Source organism: Neochlamydia sp. TUME1 (assembly GCF_000813645.1).
In the GTDB taxonomy this organism is placed as follows: Bacteria; Chlamydiota; Chlamydiia; order Chlamydiales; family Parachlamydiaceae; genus Neochlamydia.
In genome coordinates, this window is sequence record NZ_JRXI01000139.1 from 1 (window position 1) to 17,560 (window position 17,560).

Below are 17,560 nucleotides of genomic sequence, written 5' to 3' on the forward strand. Positions count from 1 at the left end.
CTGCGCAAGTCTCTAAGATAGGGAGCAGCAATTCATTGGGCAAGCTTTCAATAGATGCCGAAGAGATAGGATGCATTTTATTTCCTTGAGTAGTGATAACTTTTCAACATTTTTATTTTAAAAAACAATATAAAGAAATTAAAAAAACAAGTCAAACCCATTCGTATCCTTATCAATGAAAACAACTCACAGATAATGTACCTCGCTTTTTTTTAGATAGATCACAGGCAAGGGTGGAGGCCTTTCAAGCATTCAAGAGCAGCCACAGCTTTTGAAGAGTAAGTGACGTGGCAATTTTGGTTTGGCTAAAAGAATGAAATTGATTCTTTGCCTTATTTGAGAAAAACGGCTCTGTTTGGCGCAATGTTTTAATTCCTCTGCCGAATGATAAAATACAATACGCCTAGCTTCTTCCTGTCAAGAAAGGTTGTTCTCCCAGCCTGGCAATCTGCAGAAAAAGAGAGAAACTTCTTGCCATTATAACGAAAGTTCCAATTTTTCTAGAAACCATCAATAGTAAACAATTTATTGATTGTTAACAGCTTATATTTGTTACCGGCATTTTTTCCTAGTGAGTACATGCGCCTGATTTTTTGGCAAAACTTTTGCTGACTTTATCTTTAAAGCCTTAAGCATTTGTTTATTTTGGTGACGTGGTTCTGGAATTTGCTGAAAACCAGTCTAAGTAATTTTTTGGTGACTACAATTTTTAATAAAAAAATCTTAAGGGTTTAATAATAAACCAATTGCTTACTTTAACCTTATAAAAAAATAGAACTTCCGTTTAAGCTTTTATTCATCTAAGTCAATGATTCTCTTGCCAAATGGCAGATGTGCCCAAAGATTAAAATTCTCCGTAAGCTTTAAAAATAATTTCTTCAAATGACTTTACATATCTTTTAACATCAGCAAATTGCTCATATTGCTTTTTTGCATGATAAGACCACTCTTTATACATGGCTGGATTGGTTAACAAATGGCAAGCAAGCTGAATATATTCTTCTTTCTTTCCCGTAGGTACAGCCCGATCGATTCCCATAAAAATCCCCCCATAGCGAGCTTGCTGAGGACCATTTATATCAAACATAGTGACTACAGGACAACCCGAAGCCATTGCATCTAAAATAGCCAAACAACTTCCAAAAGGAAACTCATTTAAATATAGATGCATAGAGCGTGCATATTGACTGGGATTAGCCAGAGGCCCTAGATAATAGAAACGATTATCTACCCCATATTCCCTAAATATTTTTCTTATTCTTTCTAAATTGCTAATAGCTCCTATAGGGGCATAGACAGCCTGAGGGACTTTTTGAAGAATTTCAGCGATGGCATAACATAGCTCATTTGTCAACCGTGTATCTAATTTAGTGGATATAGTAGTCATCACCAGGCCATCCTCAGGTAAACCTAAAGATTTTTTTTCATAAGGCTGAGGAAGCCAGTTTTTTCGGACATCCAAAGCAAAAGGCAACGCAACAACTTGCGTATGAATTTTTTTGTATAAGTCTTGGTAGACTTCTACGGCTGTATCTGTACTAACAATAGCTAGGTCAAAGCCGGGATAAGTAGGCTGGCTACCATGCTCTAATAAAACCCTTAAAGGTACATCTACCATCTGTGCTGCCAGTGTATTAACCGTATCGGGACCATGGAAAACTGCTACATCTACTTTAGCCTCTTTAAGTAAAGAACTTAAATGATGAGCTCTATGTAAATAAGTCGTCGGCTTCTCATGGATAAGAGTAGATACCCCTAATGTTTGGAATTGACAGATTAGCGGCCCCCCTCTTTGCAAAGAAGAGGAAGAGGTATAAAAGTTGTAGGGATATTCTAAAAGATTTTCAGTTAATATTTCTGTACTTATTACCATGAGTTCTAGCTTTGAAGAATTATGATGAAGCACTAAATTCTGTAATAAGCGCGTGGGAGCATGGCCTCCACAGGCAATTTGAGGAACAATATGCGCTACTTTTATTTTATCTTTCGCTAGGCGAGCTCTTACAGTTCTTTTTTTAGCTAGATCGGAGAGCAAAACCTGCATCTTATCCGGGGCTTCTGGGCCCAGGAATTGGCTAGAAGAAGGCAAGCCCTTGTGGGTATCATACCACTTAAGTTGTCCCTCTCGCATATATAAAGCAGGCAAGCGACTAAAGCCTAAACGGTCTTGTTGAATAGAGAACAACAGGCGTTTGGCAATTTCGTACAGCCCATTGCCTAGCGGGGTATCCACATTAAATTCAGAATAAGGTTGGGAAAAACAAGCTTGTAAAGCATGCATCAGCGCGGGAGCATACACACGCAAATGAGAAGTAGGAATAAAAAAAATGGGGTAAAATTCTTTGCCTAAGAAATCTTTAAAATTTTGAGAGTTTATTTGTGCATGAGGGTAAAACTCTAAAACATAAATAAGATGATGAGCTTCTCCTACCGCTTGCACAAAAGCTGGAAACTGCAGCATTTGAAAAAAAACAGCCAGGGAAGTAAAAGCAAAAACCGCGGGGCATTCCTTAAAATTTTCCAAAAAATTTGTTAAATCTTCCTTTAATGGCTCAAAAAAAATTACAGGAATTCTATCTAAAGGCAGCTCTTCTAAAGAGGGAGGAAATAAAGAATATTGTAAAGGATACCAAGGATGAGCCTCCCCATATTGGCAATTAAGACTTAAAAGATAAGAAGATTTACGTTGAAGAAGGTGTTGCCATCCAGCGGCCATACGTAGATGAAATTCAAATAGGGTTTTAAAATTGCTGGGGACTAAAACTAAAATTTCTTTGATAGCTTCAGGGGATAAAGGTATCCTTCCTTGTTCAGCTTGAAAAATTTTTTCAAGGAAAGGAGGAGCATTTTTACCAAGACCAGATGGTTCTTTTTCCTGGCAAGCAAAAGAGAGAAGAAACAATAAGAAACTTTCTTCCACTTTTAAATCATTAATAGCTTTCTCATACAGGAGAGGATGACCTTGCTTTAAATGATTTATAAGCATTAATTGATATCTAGCTTCTAGACTTTTACCGAAAACTGCCGCATCTACAAAATTGATTACCTGCTTTACCCATTCGTTAGCAGGCTGAAGGGTATCATAGGTAGGCTCCGGAGAGTAGATAATCTGGCTTACAGCAGCTACTAGGTCTCCCCGACTATAAAATTCAAAAAAGTTTTTTAGATATTCCTGCATTTTATCCAAACCATCGCTTGTTAGAAAAAATTTTTATATAACATGTAAAGGGCTTTATTAAAAAACTTAAATAGTAAGTTAGCTTTTTGAAGAGAGACTTTACTTGAAGGAGCTAATGAAGCGATAATAACTTTCTGGCGAAAGGATACGTAAGGGTGAAAGAGCCATTTGACAAAAAGATTGTCTTGCAACAGAGCGCTTAGGAGTAGCAAATAAGACAAACATTACAGCGCTTAGGATGACTAGAGGATAAAATAAAATGGCCATCACACCTATCACAGTATCGCGCTGTTTATTAATTTTTTTATCAGCATCATACCAGATTAATAAGGCTTCTTTAGATAAGAATCGCACTTTTTGCTTGGGCACATATTTAATGACTTCTCTTGGCTGATTGGAAAAGAAAGTTTTGATAAAAATCTCCTCCATCTCCCCCCATTGAGAAGGAAGCAAATTTTTTAAAGCCTTGAGCAAATCTTTAGGTCGCAAGGTTTTCCTCCTTAAAAAACTTTGTATTTGAAGAGAGGTAAGCTTCTTAAAAGTCTCTACCGTCATTCCTTGAGCCTCTCCTATTACTAAAGGACTTACACTTCTTAAAGCCTCAAGATTTAGATAAGGAAGGAAAAGTATAAGCTGCAAAGGAGCCACTCCCTGTACTTGGGTTTCATCTAATGCATTAATAATTTCTTGATCTAAAACATGTTTAGGCTGTAATAAAGCAATTTGCTTGGCTAAAAGATAGGGATAAAATTTTTTATTTAGACGCAATAATGTCTCGCGACAAGAAATTTTCTTTACTTGCTCGACTGAAAGTTCTGCCAGGCCCTCTTTAGACAGGTGGCAAATTTGCTCTACATCTATTAAAGTTTGAATTAAATGACGATGGGAGGCCGATAATTTAGCGATCTGGAATAAATCAAGATAGGAGGCCAACGATGCATCCAGCAATTCTAGTTGGTCAATGTTTAAATAGGGCAAAGGGCAAGGTTGATTAATTTGTAACACTTGCTCATTAGAAAAATAAGAGGCTAACCGAGGATCTACTTCATTCACCCAGGTAGGATTCATAGCTTGAATAAACGTTTGGGCCTCAGGGAAAATTTTTTCTTCCAAAAAATATTTTTTATAATCCTCAATTTTTAACAAATGCCAAGAATTAGAAGGCAATAAATGAAACTGCGAGGCCTTCAAGAGATAATACTTAGCAGGCGCCACTTGTTGCAACTGTTCTAACTGAGTTAGATTGGCTAGACACTCATCAGGGATCAGTTTTATACATTCTGGCAGAAGAGCTGGGGCCATACAGGGACGGACGGTTTTAGCAAAATCTTCTAAGCCTAAAAGATCAATTTTTAATATTTGATAAGATCTTTGTCGATCTTTACTTAAGTTTACGAGTTCCTCGGGATTAATACGTCCCAGATGCTCCTTAGGCAAGTAATTTAAAGCCTCTCCTTTTAACCAATAGACTTTCTCTGCAGGCACTTGGGCAATTTGCTCAGGCAAACTCAGATGCCGCAAACGATAATTAGGGACTAGCTTTACCTGTTCAGGGGTGACATGTTCAAACTCTTCGGCAGGCAGATAATCAAAAAAGCTAGCACGTTCAAGCATCGCCACTTGCTTACTAGAAAAGAAACGAGCAAAGTGCCAGGGCACTTGATTTAACGCCTCTTGGTTTAAATTTGCAATTTCTTGATTCAACCACTCCGTTTCCTCAACTTTATTGCTAAAATGAAAAACGGGCGCCTCTGCAGGCTTTTGAGCTAAAATAGGATCTACAGCAAGTATCTGAGCTTGAATAGGATCTTTTGCTGCTTGTATGCTTAAGAAACGATACTTTAGCTCATAATTTTCCTTCTTTAACTCATTTTCTACTAAGCGTGGATAAGTACGCAAGTAACAAGCATTTCCATTAAAAAAATGGCCCCACCAAAGAGCTCGTTTGGTGATAGGTAGGCATTCTTGGGGAAGCACACTTTCCTCGTTTAATAAATGTCCTTCTAAGTTCAGTAGCCAGCAATCCTTTAGCCGATAGTGCTTGATTTGCTCCCGCCAAAAAGCCGCTTCTTTAAGATCAATAAATAGGGGAAAAAAGTGAGTGCCTTGTTGAATTAAAAGAAGGTGAGCTGCCTTTTTCTGAGCTTTATGAAAAACTGGGAGGTCTATCTCATGAGAGCGAGCCAAATTTTCTGTCAAAAAAAGATCGGAGGGAAAAATTTGATAATAAGAAACTTCATAAGGAAGACGTTTAAGTAATTTGCGGAAAGTCGTTAAATGAGGAAACTTGTAATCTAAGCAGTTCTCAGGGTTTTCCTTCAATTTTAACCAGGGAAATGACTCAGCGGCTGGCGCATCTACACGGACCGCATACTTTTGCACTTCCCTTAAAGATTCTTTTTGAATTTCCACATTAACTTCTAGTTGAATTTCCTTATGCTTTTGGACAAAGACTTGTGTCTCCCTATTAGAGGAAAAACCTTTAAAAACATACCACGTTAAAGTATTTTCGGCCCATTCGACAATTTTTTCGGCTTTTTCTTCCAAGTTTTGTAATTCTGTGACCTCAAAATAAGGAAAACCCACTTGTTGGAAACGACTATTGGTAGCATTAAAATATTCTTGGACAACTTTATAGGCAGGCACCCTTTCTTTTAAATCTAGAAAAAGATTAGCAGGGTCTTCTTTAAAAGAGGTGTAAAAGAGCCACTCCATCGCTTGGAAAATTTCAAGGCCTTCCAACTGTGGGATAGAAGTTATTAATTCTTGCATCATTTTTTGAATGACAGCTGCACAATAGATTTCTCGCACTTGCTGAAGAGCTGATTGCAATAATTGACTTTTTTTTCCCTCACTTTGATTACGCAAGGCACACGTAAAAAGCCTTTCTATTCCAGAAAGAGCAGGCTTGGACAAATTTTTAACGTTTTTAGTTAACACTTCTCCTGCCATTTTGTGGAAAATAATGTCCACGTTTTGGGCATAAAAAAAATTGCGCGCACGTAAAGTTCCTTGTAAGATAGTGCGTAAGGTAGTGGATAAAGGATCAAAAGTCATTGCCACCAGAGCATTGGCTTTAAAAGGAATATCAGAGCCTATCGCTCTTAGCTCATCAAAATAGATAAAGACCCGTTCTAAAAGCACTCCTTGCTTTTCAAACTCTTCTCGACGGGTCATCGCTAGAGCGATAGGTTCCTTAAGTTCTCTTTTTAAGAGAAAAAATTTTTCCTGGGTCCCCCTCTTGCATAAAAATACTACGCCATCTATTTCCTCTTTTAAAGGCTGAAAATTTAAAATCTCTTCTGCTACTGCTTGATTAGTATAGCGTTTTAGCATCCCACTCGCATCAATTAAGGCTCTAAGACGGCTAGCAGCATCAGGTGTCCGTTTAATTAAAATAGCATTTAATATCTCCTGAGGGGTTGCTTTCTCAATTTCTGAAAGAAAACTTTTTTGGCTAGCGATATCCTGAGTAAGCTTGACTAAAATACGTCCTTCGATCCCTTGCTCAAGAATACAGCTGTCTGCTATTTCTTTAGGGAAGGAATCTTTATTGCCTAATGTTCCTGAGCAACCGATAAACTGTGCTCCCATGTGGCTAAGCGCAGCGGGCCCACAATTTAATAAAGAGCTATGATAGCGCAAGAATTGGTCAGAAAACTCGGCATAAAAATCTATACATCGCTGCGGGCTTGCATTTATTTCTTGAAGGGTTGCCTGTAGATGTTCTGGCGACCATTCCTGATGTAATGCTAACCCAATGAGTGCTTTAAAATGCTGGGCTTCAGCAGATTCTTCTGGTGAACAATGGTAGATTTCAGAATAGTATAGAGAAGCTTCCCTCATTTGATCCCGGTATTTCATTAGGCGCTCTGGATGCACGCCCGCATTAATAGCTCCCTGAAAATAACAACAAGCGGCCACATAAATATTAGCAAATTCCGTATGGTTAGGAGCATCTACCCCTAAGTAAGGAATAATTTTGCCCTCCTCTGTAAAACCATATCTTTGTTTAAATCCTTTAGCAAGAGCGAGCGGCAAAATTTCATTACATAATTCTTTTATTAAAGCAACTGTTCCTATGGCCTGTTGAATGGAACGTTGTGGCTGCATTTTTAAAGCTTCTAGGCTTCTCAAAAATTTAAGATGGCGCTTAGCCTGTTTACGCTTCTTTTCTTCTCTAATTCCTAACTTATCTAAAAATCCTACATCATCGGTAGCATTAATCCCTTTTAGCAGACGTGTATCTATTTTCTCCAAAATGTAATCTTGCAAGGATACTTTGAAAGAGGCGTAGTTTTTGGGAGAAATTAAAGGAAAAAGAGGCGGATATTCACTTATAAGCACTTTTACGAGCCTAGGAAAGACCTGCTCTTGCAGTGTTTGCCTGGCCACGCAGGCCTGATTGTCTTCTAAAAGATTCAATAAAGGGGCAATTTTTGCATCGGTTGAAAGAACAACATAGATGTATTTAATGACTTCTAGGCTATCTTTTGAAATAGCAACTTCTAATCCAGCAGGAAAATTAATCTCTTCTAAGATGTTTAATAGGGAATCTACCTCATCGGCTAAAAAAAGACAGTGAGTTTTTATAAAATAAAGGATATGAGCTAGCTCTACAGCCCGTTTTAAGGTTAAAGGATCACAGTTGTCTGGCTCTTTAAATGCTTTAATTTGATCGATTAATTCCTGTCGGAGAATAAGCAAAAAACTAGCTTTCATTAATATTAAATAATTTTTGTCTTTGGCATGATGGAGTTGAGCTTTAAGGTAGTAAAGAATTTTAAGAGAAGCTAAATCTTCGCGATTAAAATCTAGATCTATCACATCTTGCTGCAACCGTTTAAATTGAGTATTCATTAGATTGGACTTAAGAGAAGGATATTGGGAAGGGTGAGCTAAAAAAAGAGGCACGCGTGCGTTTTTTGAGGCTAACCTAGCAAGCTTTGCTAAGATCACACTTGTTTTTCCTCCCCCCATCATCATTTGAAAAACGACTGCAGGGCAATAGTCTCCTAGATTCTCTGTAAAAATCTTTCCTATCAGAAGATGCAATAATTGAGCTTGATCTTTGCGCATACGAAAACCCGCAATATGCTCAAAAAGCAAGGTTTCCAAATAGCTTTGGCTATCTGGAGAATAATTTTCGAAAGGATTTAAGAGCTCTCCAATCGCTTGCCATGCCTCCTGGACAGCAGGCTCATCCTCCCAAGTTAGAGGGTGATGGCTTTGAGTATGAATAATAGAGAGTAGATGACTTTTAACCGTTGCTATAATTTTGTTGCTAATGCGCCATTCTAAATATTCCTGCATACATGTTTGTAAAGCTACTAGATCTTCTTCTAAAAAATAGGGATTGCGTCGTTGCAAAAAGGCTAGCTTTTGAGAGGATGTAGGGAGAAAAATGGTTTTAAGGCCATCTTCTAGCTCCATTTGAATTTTATCTTCTTTAACCTCTTTTAATTTTGCGAAAATTAGAGCGTTTATTTCCGTAGGCCTTCGATTTAAAATTCGCACAATGTTGTTGATCATCCCCACATCATTGCTTTCATAAGCATAGGTAGTGAGGATTTTATCAAGCTGCAAAATTGCTGGGAAAGTAGGAAGTAAGTAGTCTTGAGCGCCTTTTTGAAGCTCGATCCCTTTGTACCATTCCTTTCGATAGAAATCTAAATCATTTTTAAAAAAATCTTCTTCGTTACCTTCTATTTTAAAAGGACACGGTTTTTCATCGGATAAAGAAGGATAAACAGTATAGTTAGCAAAATCCTCTTTGATTGCTTGAATGAGCTGGAAAGGAGAAATGCTTTTACAATTTGCAAGTAGCAGGTTCATCTTGTAGGTAAAATATAAATCTTGAAAGATTCTTCCCTTATTTATTTTCTCTTTTTTTTCTCCCTGACTAGATTGCTTTTGGATAAGATTGGATTCTAGTTGAAACGTGGGTAGAGTAGCTAGCAGTTGCTCAAACCACCCCTGCACGTGCAAAGAATTTTCCGCATATTTCTTAGAAGTTAAAGAGGGCAAAAGAGGGGCTCGATCTTCTTTTTGCAAGGCTACCTTAAGAGAAAGATCGATAAAGGGGGGAATTTTTAGAGTCTCTAACATATAGACTAATTCCCACTTTTCTAATGGAGAAGTATAGAGGGAGGAAAGCTTAAGATAATGATAGGCAAAAGCTTTTACAGGATAAGTTTGGCCCGGTAATAAGGCCATTCCTAGGGGTCTTTCTATTCCTTCTATAAGCTCTAAAGTGAGATCTATAGGCTCTTTCCCCCCGCTTAGACCAGGATTTTTCCAACGAGCCAATAGGGACTTTTCCAAAATTTTGGCTGGCTTTTGGGTCATCACTATTTTTTGTCCTGTTCTTAGCTCCTGTTTACGATTTTCCCATAAAGCTTTGTTGTTTTGGCCTGAATAAATTTTTAAATGCTCTGTGTTCTCAGCTATCCAAAGCTCTATTTCTAAACTTAATCTAAGCGCTGGGGGGACTGAAGAGAGATGGCTTAAATAATGCTCGTATATTTCATCAATAAAGGTTAAAGGTCTATGAAGAGGATCCCATCGACCTTTCAAATCGATTCCTTGATCAATTAAAACCTTATAAGCGATTAATTTAACTGCGGCTGCGGTAGCCGAGTGATCACACGCATCTGCTTGGCTATCAATAAGCCATTTTAGGATCAACTTTTCCGGCTGGTTTAAGCGATGGTGCGGTCTAATAGAATGCAAAAATTTAAAAGCTTGATAATAATCTTTACCGAGAAGAGATAAATAGGCGGCAAACAAATTTTCTTGGGGGGTCTCAGGACAAAAGCCATATAAGTTTACTTTAATTTCTATTCCTTCTATGGAAAGCAATTGAGAAGGAGCTTCTATTCCTCCTTTTTCTACCATAGGATAGACAATAGAGGAATGCCTATCTGCAACATGGCGTTGGAAGGGTAAGATTAGAGAAGTTTCCTCTTCTTCACACAGGGGATCCCCCCTTTTTCTCTTTATTTCGATCCCGTAAATTTTAAGAGGAGTGGATTTAAGTTTTATCCCATTTTCTATGTGAAAGACTGAAGGTGCATAAAAACAAGCGCCTAATTGACGATCAAGGCTTCCTTTTTCATAAAAGTCAGTGTCCTGACGTTCAAAAACAAGAGGTCTTCCGTGCGGCATACGTATATGGGGAAAAATCAATCGATCTCGATAATCGAAGAGGATCCCATGAATATAACGAGCAGCGTAAGTGTAATAATGCTGGCCAAACGCCCCCGTACACTTCTCCAGATTAGATAAAGATTCTTCCTCATTTTCTACCAGTTCAAGCCTCATGCCTTTTTCCGGGCCCTCTTGAAAGACCACAGCCCCTTGGTCATTTCTTAATAACCAAAGCTTATCGGGTTGAGAATGATAATAGCCTCTAGCGGATAAATTTTCACAATTGAGCCACCAAATACTGTCTTGACAAAGCGATGTAGGTAAATGCAAGCATTTAGCCACTTGAAGAGGTGGCAGATAAAAATACCATTGCCCTTCGATCAAGCGTTGTAAAAAAAAGGGAAGCTTTTATCACTGCTTAACCGATAAGTTCCGGTCAAAGGATCTGAAAGAATAATATAGGGATGGGATTTATCTACTTGCCAGACCCGCACACGATTAGAAAATAAACGTCTAAAGTCGACAGATTTAAGAATAGGGGCAGGAATAGGTAAATATTGACCTTTACTCGAAGATAAGCTGAGAAAGTCAAAATGCTTATTTTTTTGGATTTCTTGAATGAAGGCCGGCTGAGTCTTGCTTAGTGCATTATAGTGGCGCCACAGGCGGTAACGCATATTACACCACCAGGCCCCTGTCGCAGTATCCATAGAAATTCGTTTCTGCTCTAAATGCTTATGGAGTTCTGCGCCCTCATCTAAATAATCGTTCCAAACCTGCAAGGACAAATTTTTTCCTTCCTCTAGTCCTAGCAGCTTAAGTAAAAGGATTTCTATATCTGCAGCTTGCTGATCAAACGTTTTGGTTTTCTGCAGACATGTTTTTAAGTCTATTATCCACTGCGCATGGAACATTTTTAAGGTATAACTAACGCTTTTGCAACCTACAGATGAAGATAGATCAGCTAAACGGATGGTAAGATTTAAAAGACATTTGCACTCTTCGCTAAGAACACCCTTATTTAAATTCTTAGCAAAAATGGCGGTAGAGTCTAAAAAATCTTTAAGAACAGTATTTAAAACTTGAGGGTAGAGCTTAAATTCCTCTAGTAAAGGAAATATTTCTGTCCCCTCTTTATCTATCACAATTTTAAAAAGATAACTTTCTAAAAAAAATCTAAAGCGCTCGATTTTAAAATTTGAAATTTGGTACTTTAATTTGCTTAGTAGTTCTACAATCGTTAAAGTAGGTTCAGCAGCAGCTTCTTCAAATGTAAGGCTAAGATGGCTCATCTCTTCCTCTACACCTACAAAACGTTTTAAAGTTTTATTTTGGTTTTCTCTCCACTTCTCTTTGGAAAGTAAATTTCTTTGATTAACATTTAGTCTTATTTTTTTATCTCTACCCTCCAAGAAGAAATCAAAGCGCTTTTGATGATTCTTAGCATATGTTAGGCTAAAGCCTAAGCCTTTATGGAAAGTGACAATATTTTCATGGCCTACATGATATCTAGATCTTTGATCGCTTAGAAGGTGAACATGCATAGCTATATTTACAAGTTTAGACAAAGCGTTAATCCAAGGATCGGCAAGGTCTAGCTTATATGGCAAATGGTTTTGAATTTTTACATTTACTAATTCGGCTAATAATAATTGCCCTGGAGTAACGGCTTGTAGGCTATCTAAGCGTGTCCTTCTTTTTAGATGGTAATAATGCTGGTTAATCTCATTTTTGATCGTAGGGTAAGCCTGTAAAATTTCTTCAGCAAAACGACCGTCGGCTGTATCGTCAAAACTTTCCTTGCCTTTTTCATGGAATAAAAAAGCAGGCTTTACCTCTGGGGTATGCCACCCTTTGATAAAACTTAGTGTATCTAACCTAGCATTCCAGGAAGAATAGGACTCGCACTGAAAATAGGGACTAGTAGTTAAAGCTAGATAGCCCTTAAAAGCCGGTTTAAATTGATTTAATACCTTTTGATCATCCAGCTTTTCACAGAGAGCATAAGCAATTGCTAATAAGCGCACTCCACTATTTTGCAGAGAAGATAAAAAACGCCACTGTTGGTGAAATGCATGCTTAGCAAGCCTTTCTGAAAAAATAGATAATAGATGTAAAGCCTTCCTAGATTCCTGAATGGATAATTTCATCCAATCACTTTCAAGATGAGGTAATGATAAATTCATCACTTCTGAAGTTAAATAAGGTATCACCCATTCATAATCATAAGATTCAAAAAATTTTATTTTATCTTTTATATTTGATAGTTTATCAATGACCCCTTCATTAGCTATAGGCCCCTCTCTATTTACATCTAACTCCTTTACCGCAGGAGGGGTTAGAGGAGAATGCAATGTAGATTCAATAGAACTAAGATACTGTAAGCATTGTTGTGTACTTTTTTTAATAAGAAAAGATTGATTTACTGCCAACTTACAGGATTTAAATCTATCATCGGCAGGAATAAACTCGCGCAGCCATTGTTCGGATTCTTCCTTTAATTGTTCTAAAGTACCGACAGCAGCTTCATACAATTCATATAGGGCTATAGAAATTCTATCTTTACGCTTGAATAGATGGCGAGCCGAAGTAATTAAAGCCTTATTAAGGAGCCCTAATCTAGCATTTAAATTTTCGCTCCTACAAGAAAGAATAGATTTTCTAATCGCTAAGACTAAAACTAAACGGGCTATCACCATAAAGGCTTTATAGAGCTCTAAGGAGAACGGTGACGTCGTTTGAGCTTCTATCCATCGATGAATGAATGCTGTCATTGCTTTTAGCTTATGCGCATGCTGTAATTGGATTAGACGACTCTTAGACTGGGGATCAATCAAATAGGCACGCAAAGGCTCAAAAGCTATTAGGCAAGCATGCCCGGCGACATCGAGGGCCTGTGAAGTTTTCCATAAGATGTCTGCATGAATAGATAAAGGTTGTTGAAAATTAGGCCCTAACAGATCATCGCTAGGAACAGCGGCGTAATATCTTAAGGGATAGGCTTTTTCATCGCCGAAAGCATATTCTCCGAAGAATTTTCTACTATTTTTCTCTACCGTAAAAAGTTCTATATCGAATGTATTGCCTTCATTTTTGCGATAAAGAACTACATTTTCTAAACTTTGCCCCCACGCGGTTTGATGAGTTAAAGGAAGTATAAAAATTTTATTTTCCTCTAAATGAAAAAGACGAGAAGTAATTTCTGAAGGGGTAAGGGCTAAATTATCTAGCAAGCTTTGAAAAACATATAATAAATCTTCACCAATTTCTGCACCCCAAGCAGGTGCCAATTGAGGTAGACCAGCAGCCAGAGCTATCCATATTTTTAATAGACTTTGAGGATCAATTTTGTTAGGATTTTCTTCTGTTAATAAGGCTTCGGCTACTTCTTCAAAATTAGCTATTTTACTAATTTCCTCTGCCAGTTGATCATAAGCCTCATTTAAAAGGGGAGCTTTAGGATGTGTTTGAAGAAAGAGTTTAGAAATTTCATTATCAAAAATTTTCTGTTCTTTTAAAAAACTTTTAAGCGCATGCGTAGCATTCATCCGTTAGTAAATACTTTCCTTCATTATAAATTAATAATAAAAGTTGGATAGCTTATAAAAAAATTATTGACTCTAACCTAATGGGTGTTAGGCCTCGCTATATACAATCTTATGAATAGCACTAATATAAGTTTCCAATTGATCAAAATAGGGGCTAAAATCTAAATAAAAATCAATATCACAAACGGTAGACTGGTGATTTTTAAAAAATTCGCTTCTCTTCAGCTGTCTCACAAAGCTAAAAAATTTTGAATCATAAAATTTTGCATTTATCAAAGGTTCAATATCTACAAGCTTGCCTATAGAATCTCTAAAAATTGCTTGCTTACTATAAAATGATAACCGCTTAAATGCATGGAGGGTAGGAGCTGCCTTTAATAGCTTTTTAGCTTCGTGGTTTTTGGCTTTTTGCTTAGCAATTTCATGCAGGCAAGCATTCTCAGCAGCTCTCCTTGTATCCTTATCCTTTAACAGCCTTTTTAAAGCCTCTAAGGTTTCTTTAGTTTTCGTAAAGAAAAACAACCTAATGAAAGTATATCCTACCTCATTGGAATGGATGGCTGCCTCTAGCTCTTCTGTATACCCTTTTTCTACCAAGATATCTTTTAGAAATATGCCGAGAGTATAGTAAACTTCGTAGGTAGGCCCTTGCATGTCTGCGGCTAGGTTTCTTTCTAGCTCATCTTGAATGCAGGCAAAGTCTTGATACATTTGCCAGATGCTGGTTTTTAGGTCTTCATCAGCCGCTATTTCTTCCTGCATGGAGGCTAAACATTCGCTATAAATTTTTTCTTTAGCCTTGTATAAAGCTTGGAACTGCGGAGAATAATACTCCCCTAAAGCCAGCATTTCTTGAGCAAAATTAAATAAATCAGCTTTTTCACAAATCGAAATTAACCATTCTGCGGGAGAAGAAAGATCCGCGTAAGATTGTTGGAATTCCTCAAATTTTTCATGGTAAATTGTTCTTTGCTCAGGTGAAGTGTTTTTAGCATTCTCAATAGCTCTTTGAAAAGCAGCCATTAAATGAGTATCTTCTAAGAAAGGGGAAAGAAGTCGGATAAATTGGCAACAATCCTGCTGCTCTGTATATAAATTTAAAAACTTTTCTAGGGCAATAGCTATCTCTTTGCTCTCTTCATACAAATGATCTAAAAGACACGCTCGCTTACGTTTAATTAATTCCTCAACCCCTTGCTGCAGATGTCTATACTCTTTTGCCTGGTCTATTAAATTTTTATAAATTTTTTCTAAAGGAATAACTTGATTATCCGCTATATCGCTAGCAGAAGATTTGCTTCTTAAAGGAGACTCTCTAAATTCGAGGGCTGGAGCAAGGTCAAATAAAGGCTGCGGGAGTAAAGGATTTTTTTCATTAATTTCTAAGCTACTTTTTTTATAATAATGAATAAATTTTCTTTTCTTTAGATTAGCAAAATCAATCTGCGCCTCTCGGCTACATTTATAAAAAAAAAGATACCCGCCCAAAGTATAGATAATTTTTATAGCTATTTGGGCAGCAATTTTTATCAACTGCCAGCGGGTCATGTCACTTTCGTACTTAAAATAGCGGTCATCTTCTGATGCTATTAACGTCCCCTTATCATTGCCTAAAGTTGAATCTGGATGATAGTACACCGTTAAAGACATCTATCACCTAAACCCAAGCAGACAGAGGAAAAGAAGCTTAACATTGCCTTTATTTATCATTATAAAGCCCCTCAAGCACTTAAAAAATTAGCTTAGCAAACTTATGTTTTTTCCTTGAGTACTCAATAGATTGATCTTTACAGGATTAGCCTCATAGATAGCAAGAAGAAAACTACACGCCTTAATATGTAAAAGATTGTCGCTCCTTAAGATCTATGGCGCATCATCATGCCTCTTACTACAAGCTTTTCTTAAACAAATGTTTTTTAGAAAACAAGCTGTCTGTCGCTCTATTCTCTTTTTTCCCATTAACTTATAAAAAATTGCAGGTAGCAAAGCGGATAAATTTTAGCAACAAAAGGAAGGGGTTTCAGAGCGCATATTTCTTTCCTTATAAACTTTAAGCCTGGCATATTTGCTAATATATGCTTACGCTAATAAGTATTTTCTGTTAGTTGGAAGCGATTTTCCGCACTAAAATCTATTATTCTATAAGTAAAAGCTGCAGCCTTTCTCTTTAAAGAAAGCGCCAAAAACAAGTTAAAAATGCTTTTCATTTAGTTTAACAAGTTGATCTTTCTCATCAATCAGGCGCGCTCCCAGGAGCTGTTTTCTTTAGATAGATTTGAGGTATATAACATTGAGGTGAATAGAGACACCAATCATCTTCCTCTAAGCTATCATTAATAGAGTTGGCTTTTAAAGCGTCTAACTTCTTCAAGATATCAGGAATTTTTTCCCTGGCAGCGCGCCTTCCTGCTTCATAAATCTGGTCTCTTAAATGGTCACTAAAAGTACCAATATCACAAGTTTTAGGACGGATAATTACATCCGCATGATGACAGCAGGTCTCATTTTGCCACATAAAGGCTATCTCTGCACTACGGGTGGCTACTTCAAAAAGATTGGTGGGAAAAGTACGTGGTAAAAGTTCACAAAGATCTACCGCGATAATAAGCTCAGCTCCTATATCAAACGCCACCTCTACAGGAACTGGATTGACCACGCCCCCGTCCACTAGTATACGTCCTAGGTGTTCTTGAGGTACAAATATAAAAGGAATCGAGCAAGAGGCCTGGACGGCTTTTTCCACATCTCCTGAACCTATGGGAATCAATTCTCCTGAATGTAAGTCACTAGCCACTATCACTAAAGGAATTTTTAGCTCTTCAAAAGTTTCGGATTTTAAATATTTATTTAAAACTCTACTTAACGAGCGACCCTGACAAAGACCATAACGACACTGCCATAAATCAAAATCTAACAAAGAAGCTGCCTTTAAGTTCCAAACAGCTTCTTTAATATATTTAGCACAAGGGTTATCTGCATATAAGGCGCCTACAATACTGCCTGCACTACATCCAACTATTAAATCCACCGATATTCCTGCAGCTTCAAGTTCTTCAATAACTCCTACATGGGCCATACCACGCACGCCACCACTCCCTAGGACTAATGCGACACGAATCTTTTTAGGGACGTAAAATGAAGGCACAGAAGGAGGATTTACAGTTGGCACGAGACGATGAGAGTAACGACACCCACTCACAGAGAAGAGTAATAAAAGGAACATTAAAGCAGTAAAGAATCTAATTTTTTTTTCAACTGTAAGAAGTGTTTTATTAATAGGGAATCTCATTATTTCTCATCTGCAGGGATTTATATGGCTCTATTTTGCCTAGCACAGCGTATAAATAGTAAAAGAAAAATTTTATAGTCAACAAAAAAATCATCTATCAAAAAAAGCCCTTTTACTCATGCATTCTTCCTGAAATATTAGTGAAATGTTTAGTGGGCCACTTAAGCTTGCCTAGACATAAAAAAGTTGTGATTTCATTTAAGAGCTTAAGTAAGTAGGTAGATCTCTCTCGGACTTTAAGACTTTAAAAAACAAGGCTTTTAGCTTAAGCTAGCGGTTAATTCCTTGCTAGATTTTTTTAATACTCAGGGGATAAAAAGAAATTAATACCTTTTAAAAAAGCTAAGTCTGCATACCTAACCTTATGAAAGTTACCTCTCTACTTAATCAGAGGAA

Annotated in this window: 5 protein-coding genes; all 5 read right to left on the bottom strand. The window is 37.3% G+C overall.

Features of this window, described 5'->3' with window-relative positions; genetic code table 11:
- Positions 1–844: 844 nt before the first annotated feature.
- Positions 845–3,178, bottom strand: a complete 2,334-nt coding sequence (locus DB41_RS06945) for a glycosyltransferase (RefSeq protein ID WP_039385871.1) — start codon at positions 3,176–3,178, stop codon at positions 845–847.
- A gap of 99 nt (positions 3,179–3,277) precedes the next feature.
- Complete coding sequence (locus DB41_RS06950; protein WP_155117605.1) at positions 3,278–10,657, bottom strand: DUF3638 domain-containing protein; 7,380 nt, start codon at positions 10,655–10,657, stop codon at positions 3,278–3,280.
- A gap of 50 nt (positions 10,658–10,707) precedes the next feature.
- Positions 10,708–13,875 (bottom strand): hypothetical protein, encoded by a 3,168-nt coding sequence (locus tag DB41_RS06955; RefSeq protein WP_039385875.1) that lies wholly within the window; start codon positions 13,873–13,875, stop codon positions 10,708–10,710.
- A gap of 87 nt (positions 13,876–13,962) precedes the next feature.
- A complete protein-coding gene (locus tag DB41_RS06960; RefSeq protein WP_039385877.1) occupies positions 13,963–15,525 on the bottom strand; it encodes a hypothetical protein in 1,563 nt (520 codons plus the stop codon).
- 583 nt (positions 15,526–16,108) lie between these two features.
- Positions 16,109–17,164, bottom strand: a complete 1,056-nt coding sequence (locus tag DB41_RS06965) for a patatin-like phospholipase family protein (protein WP_238578458.1) — start codon at positions 17,162–17,164, stop codon at positions 16,109–16,111.
- Between the last annotated feature and the right edge of the window lie 396 nt (positions 17,165–17,560).

Coding starts and splice junctions, on each gene's coding strand:
- DB41_RS06965 (WP_238578458.1), bottom strand. CDS start 17,164: ATGAGATTCCCTATTAATAAAACACTTCTTACAGTTGAAAAAAAAATT.
- DB41_RS06955 (WP_039385875.1), bottom strand. CDS start 13,875: ATGAATGCTACGCATGCGCTTAAAAGTTTTTTAAAAGAACAGAAAATT.
- DB41_RS06960 (WP_039385877.1), bottom strand. CDS start 15,525: ATGTCTTTAACGGTGTACTATCATCCAGATTCAACTTTAGGCAATGAT.
- DB41_RS06945 (WP_039385871.1), bottom strand. CDS start 3,178: ATGCAGGAATATCTAAAAAACTTTTTTGAATTTTATAGTCGGGGAGAC.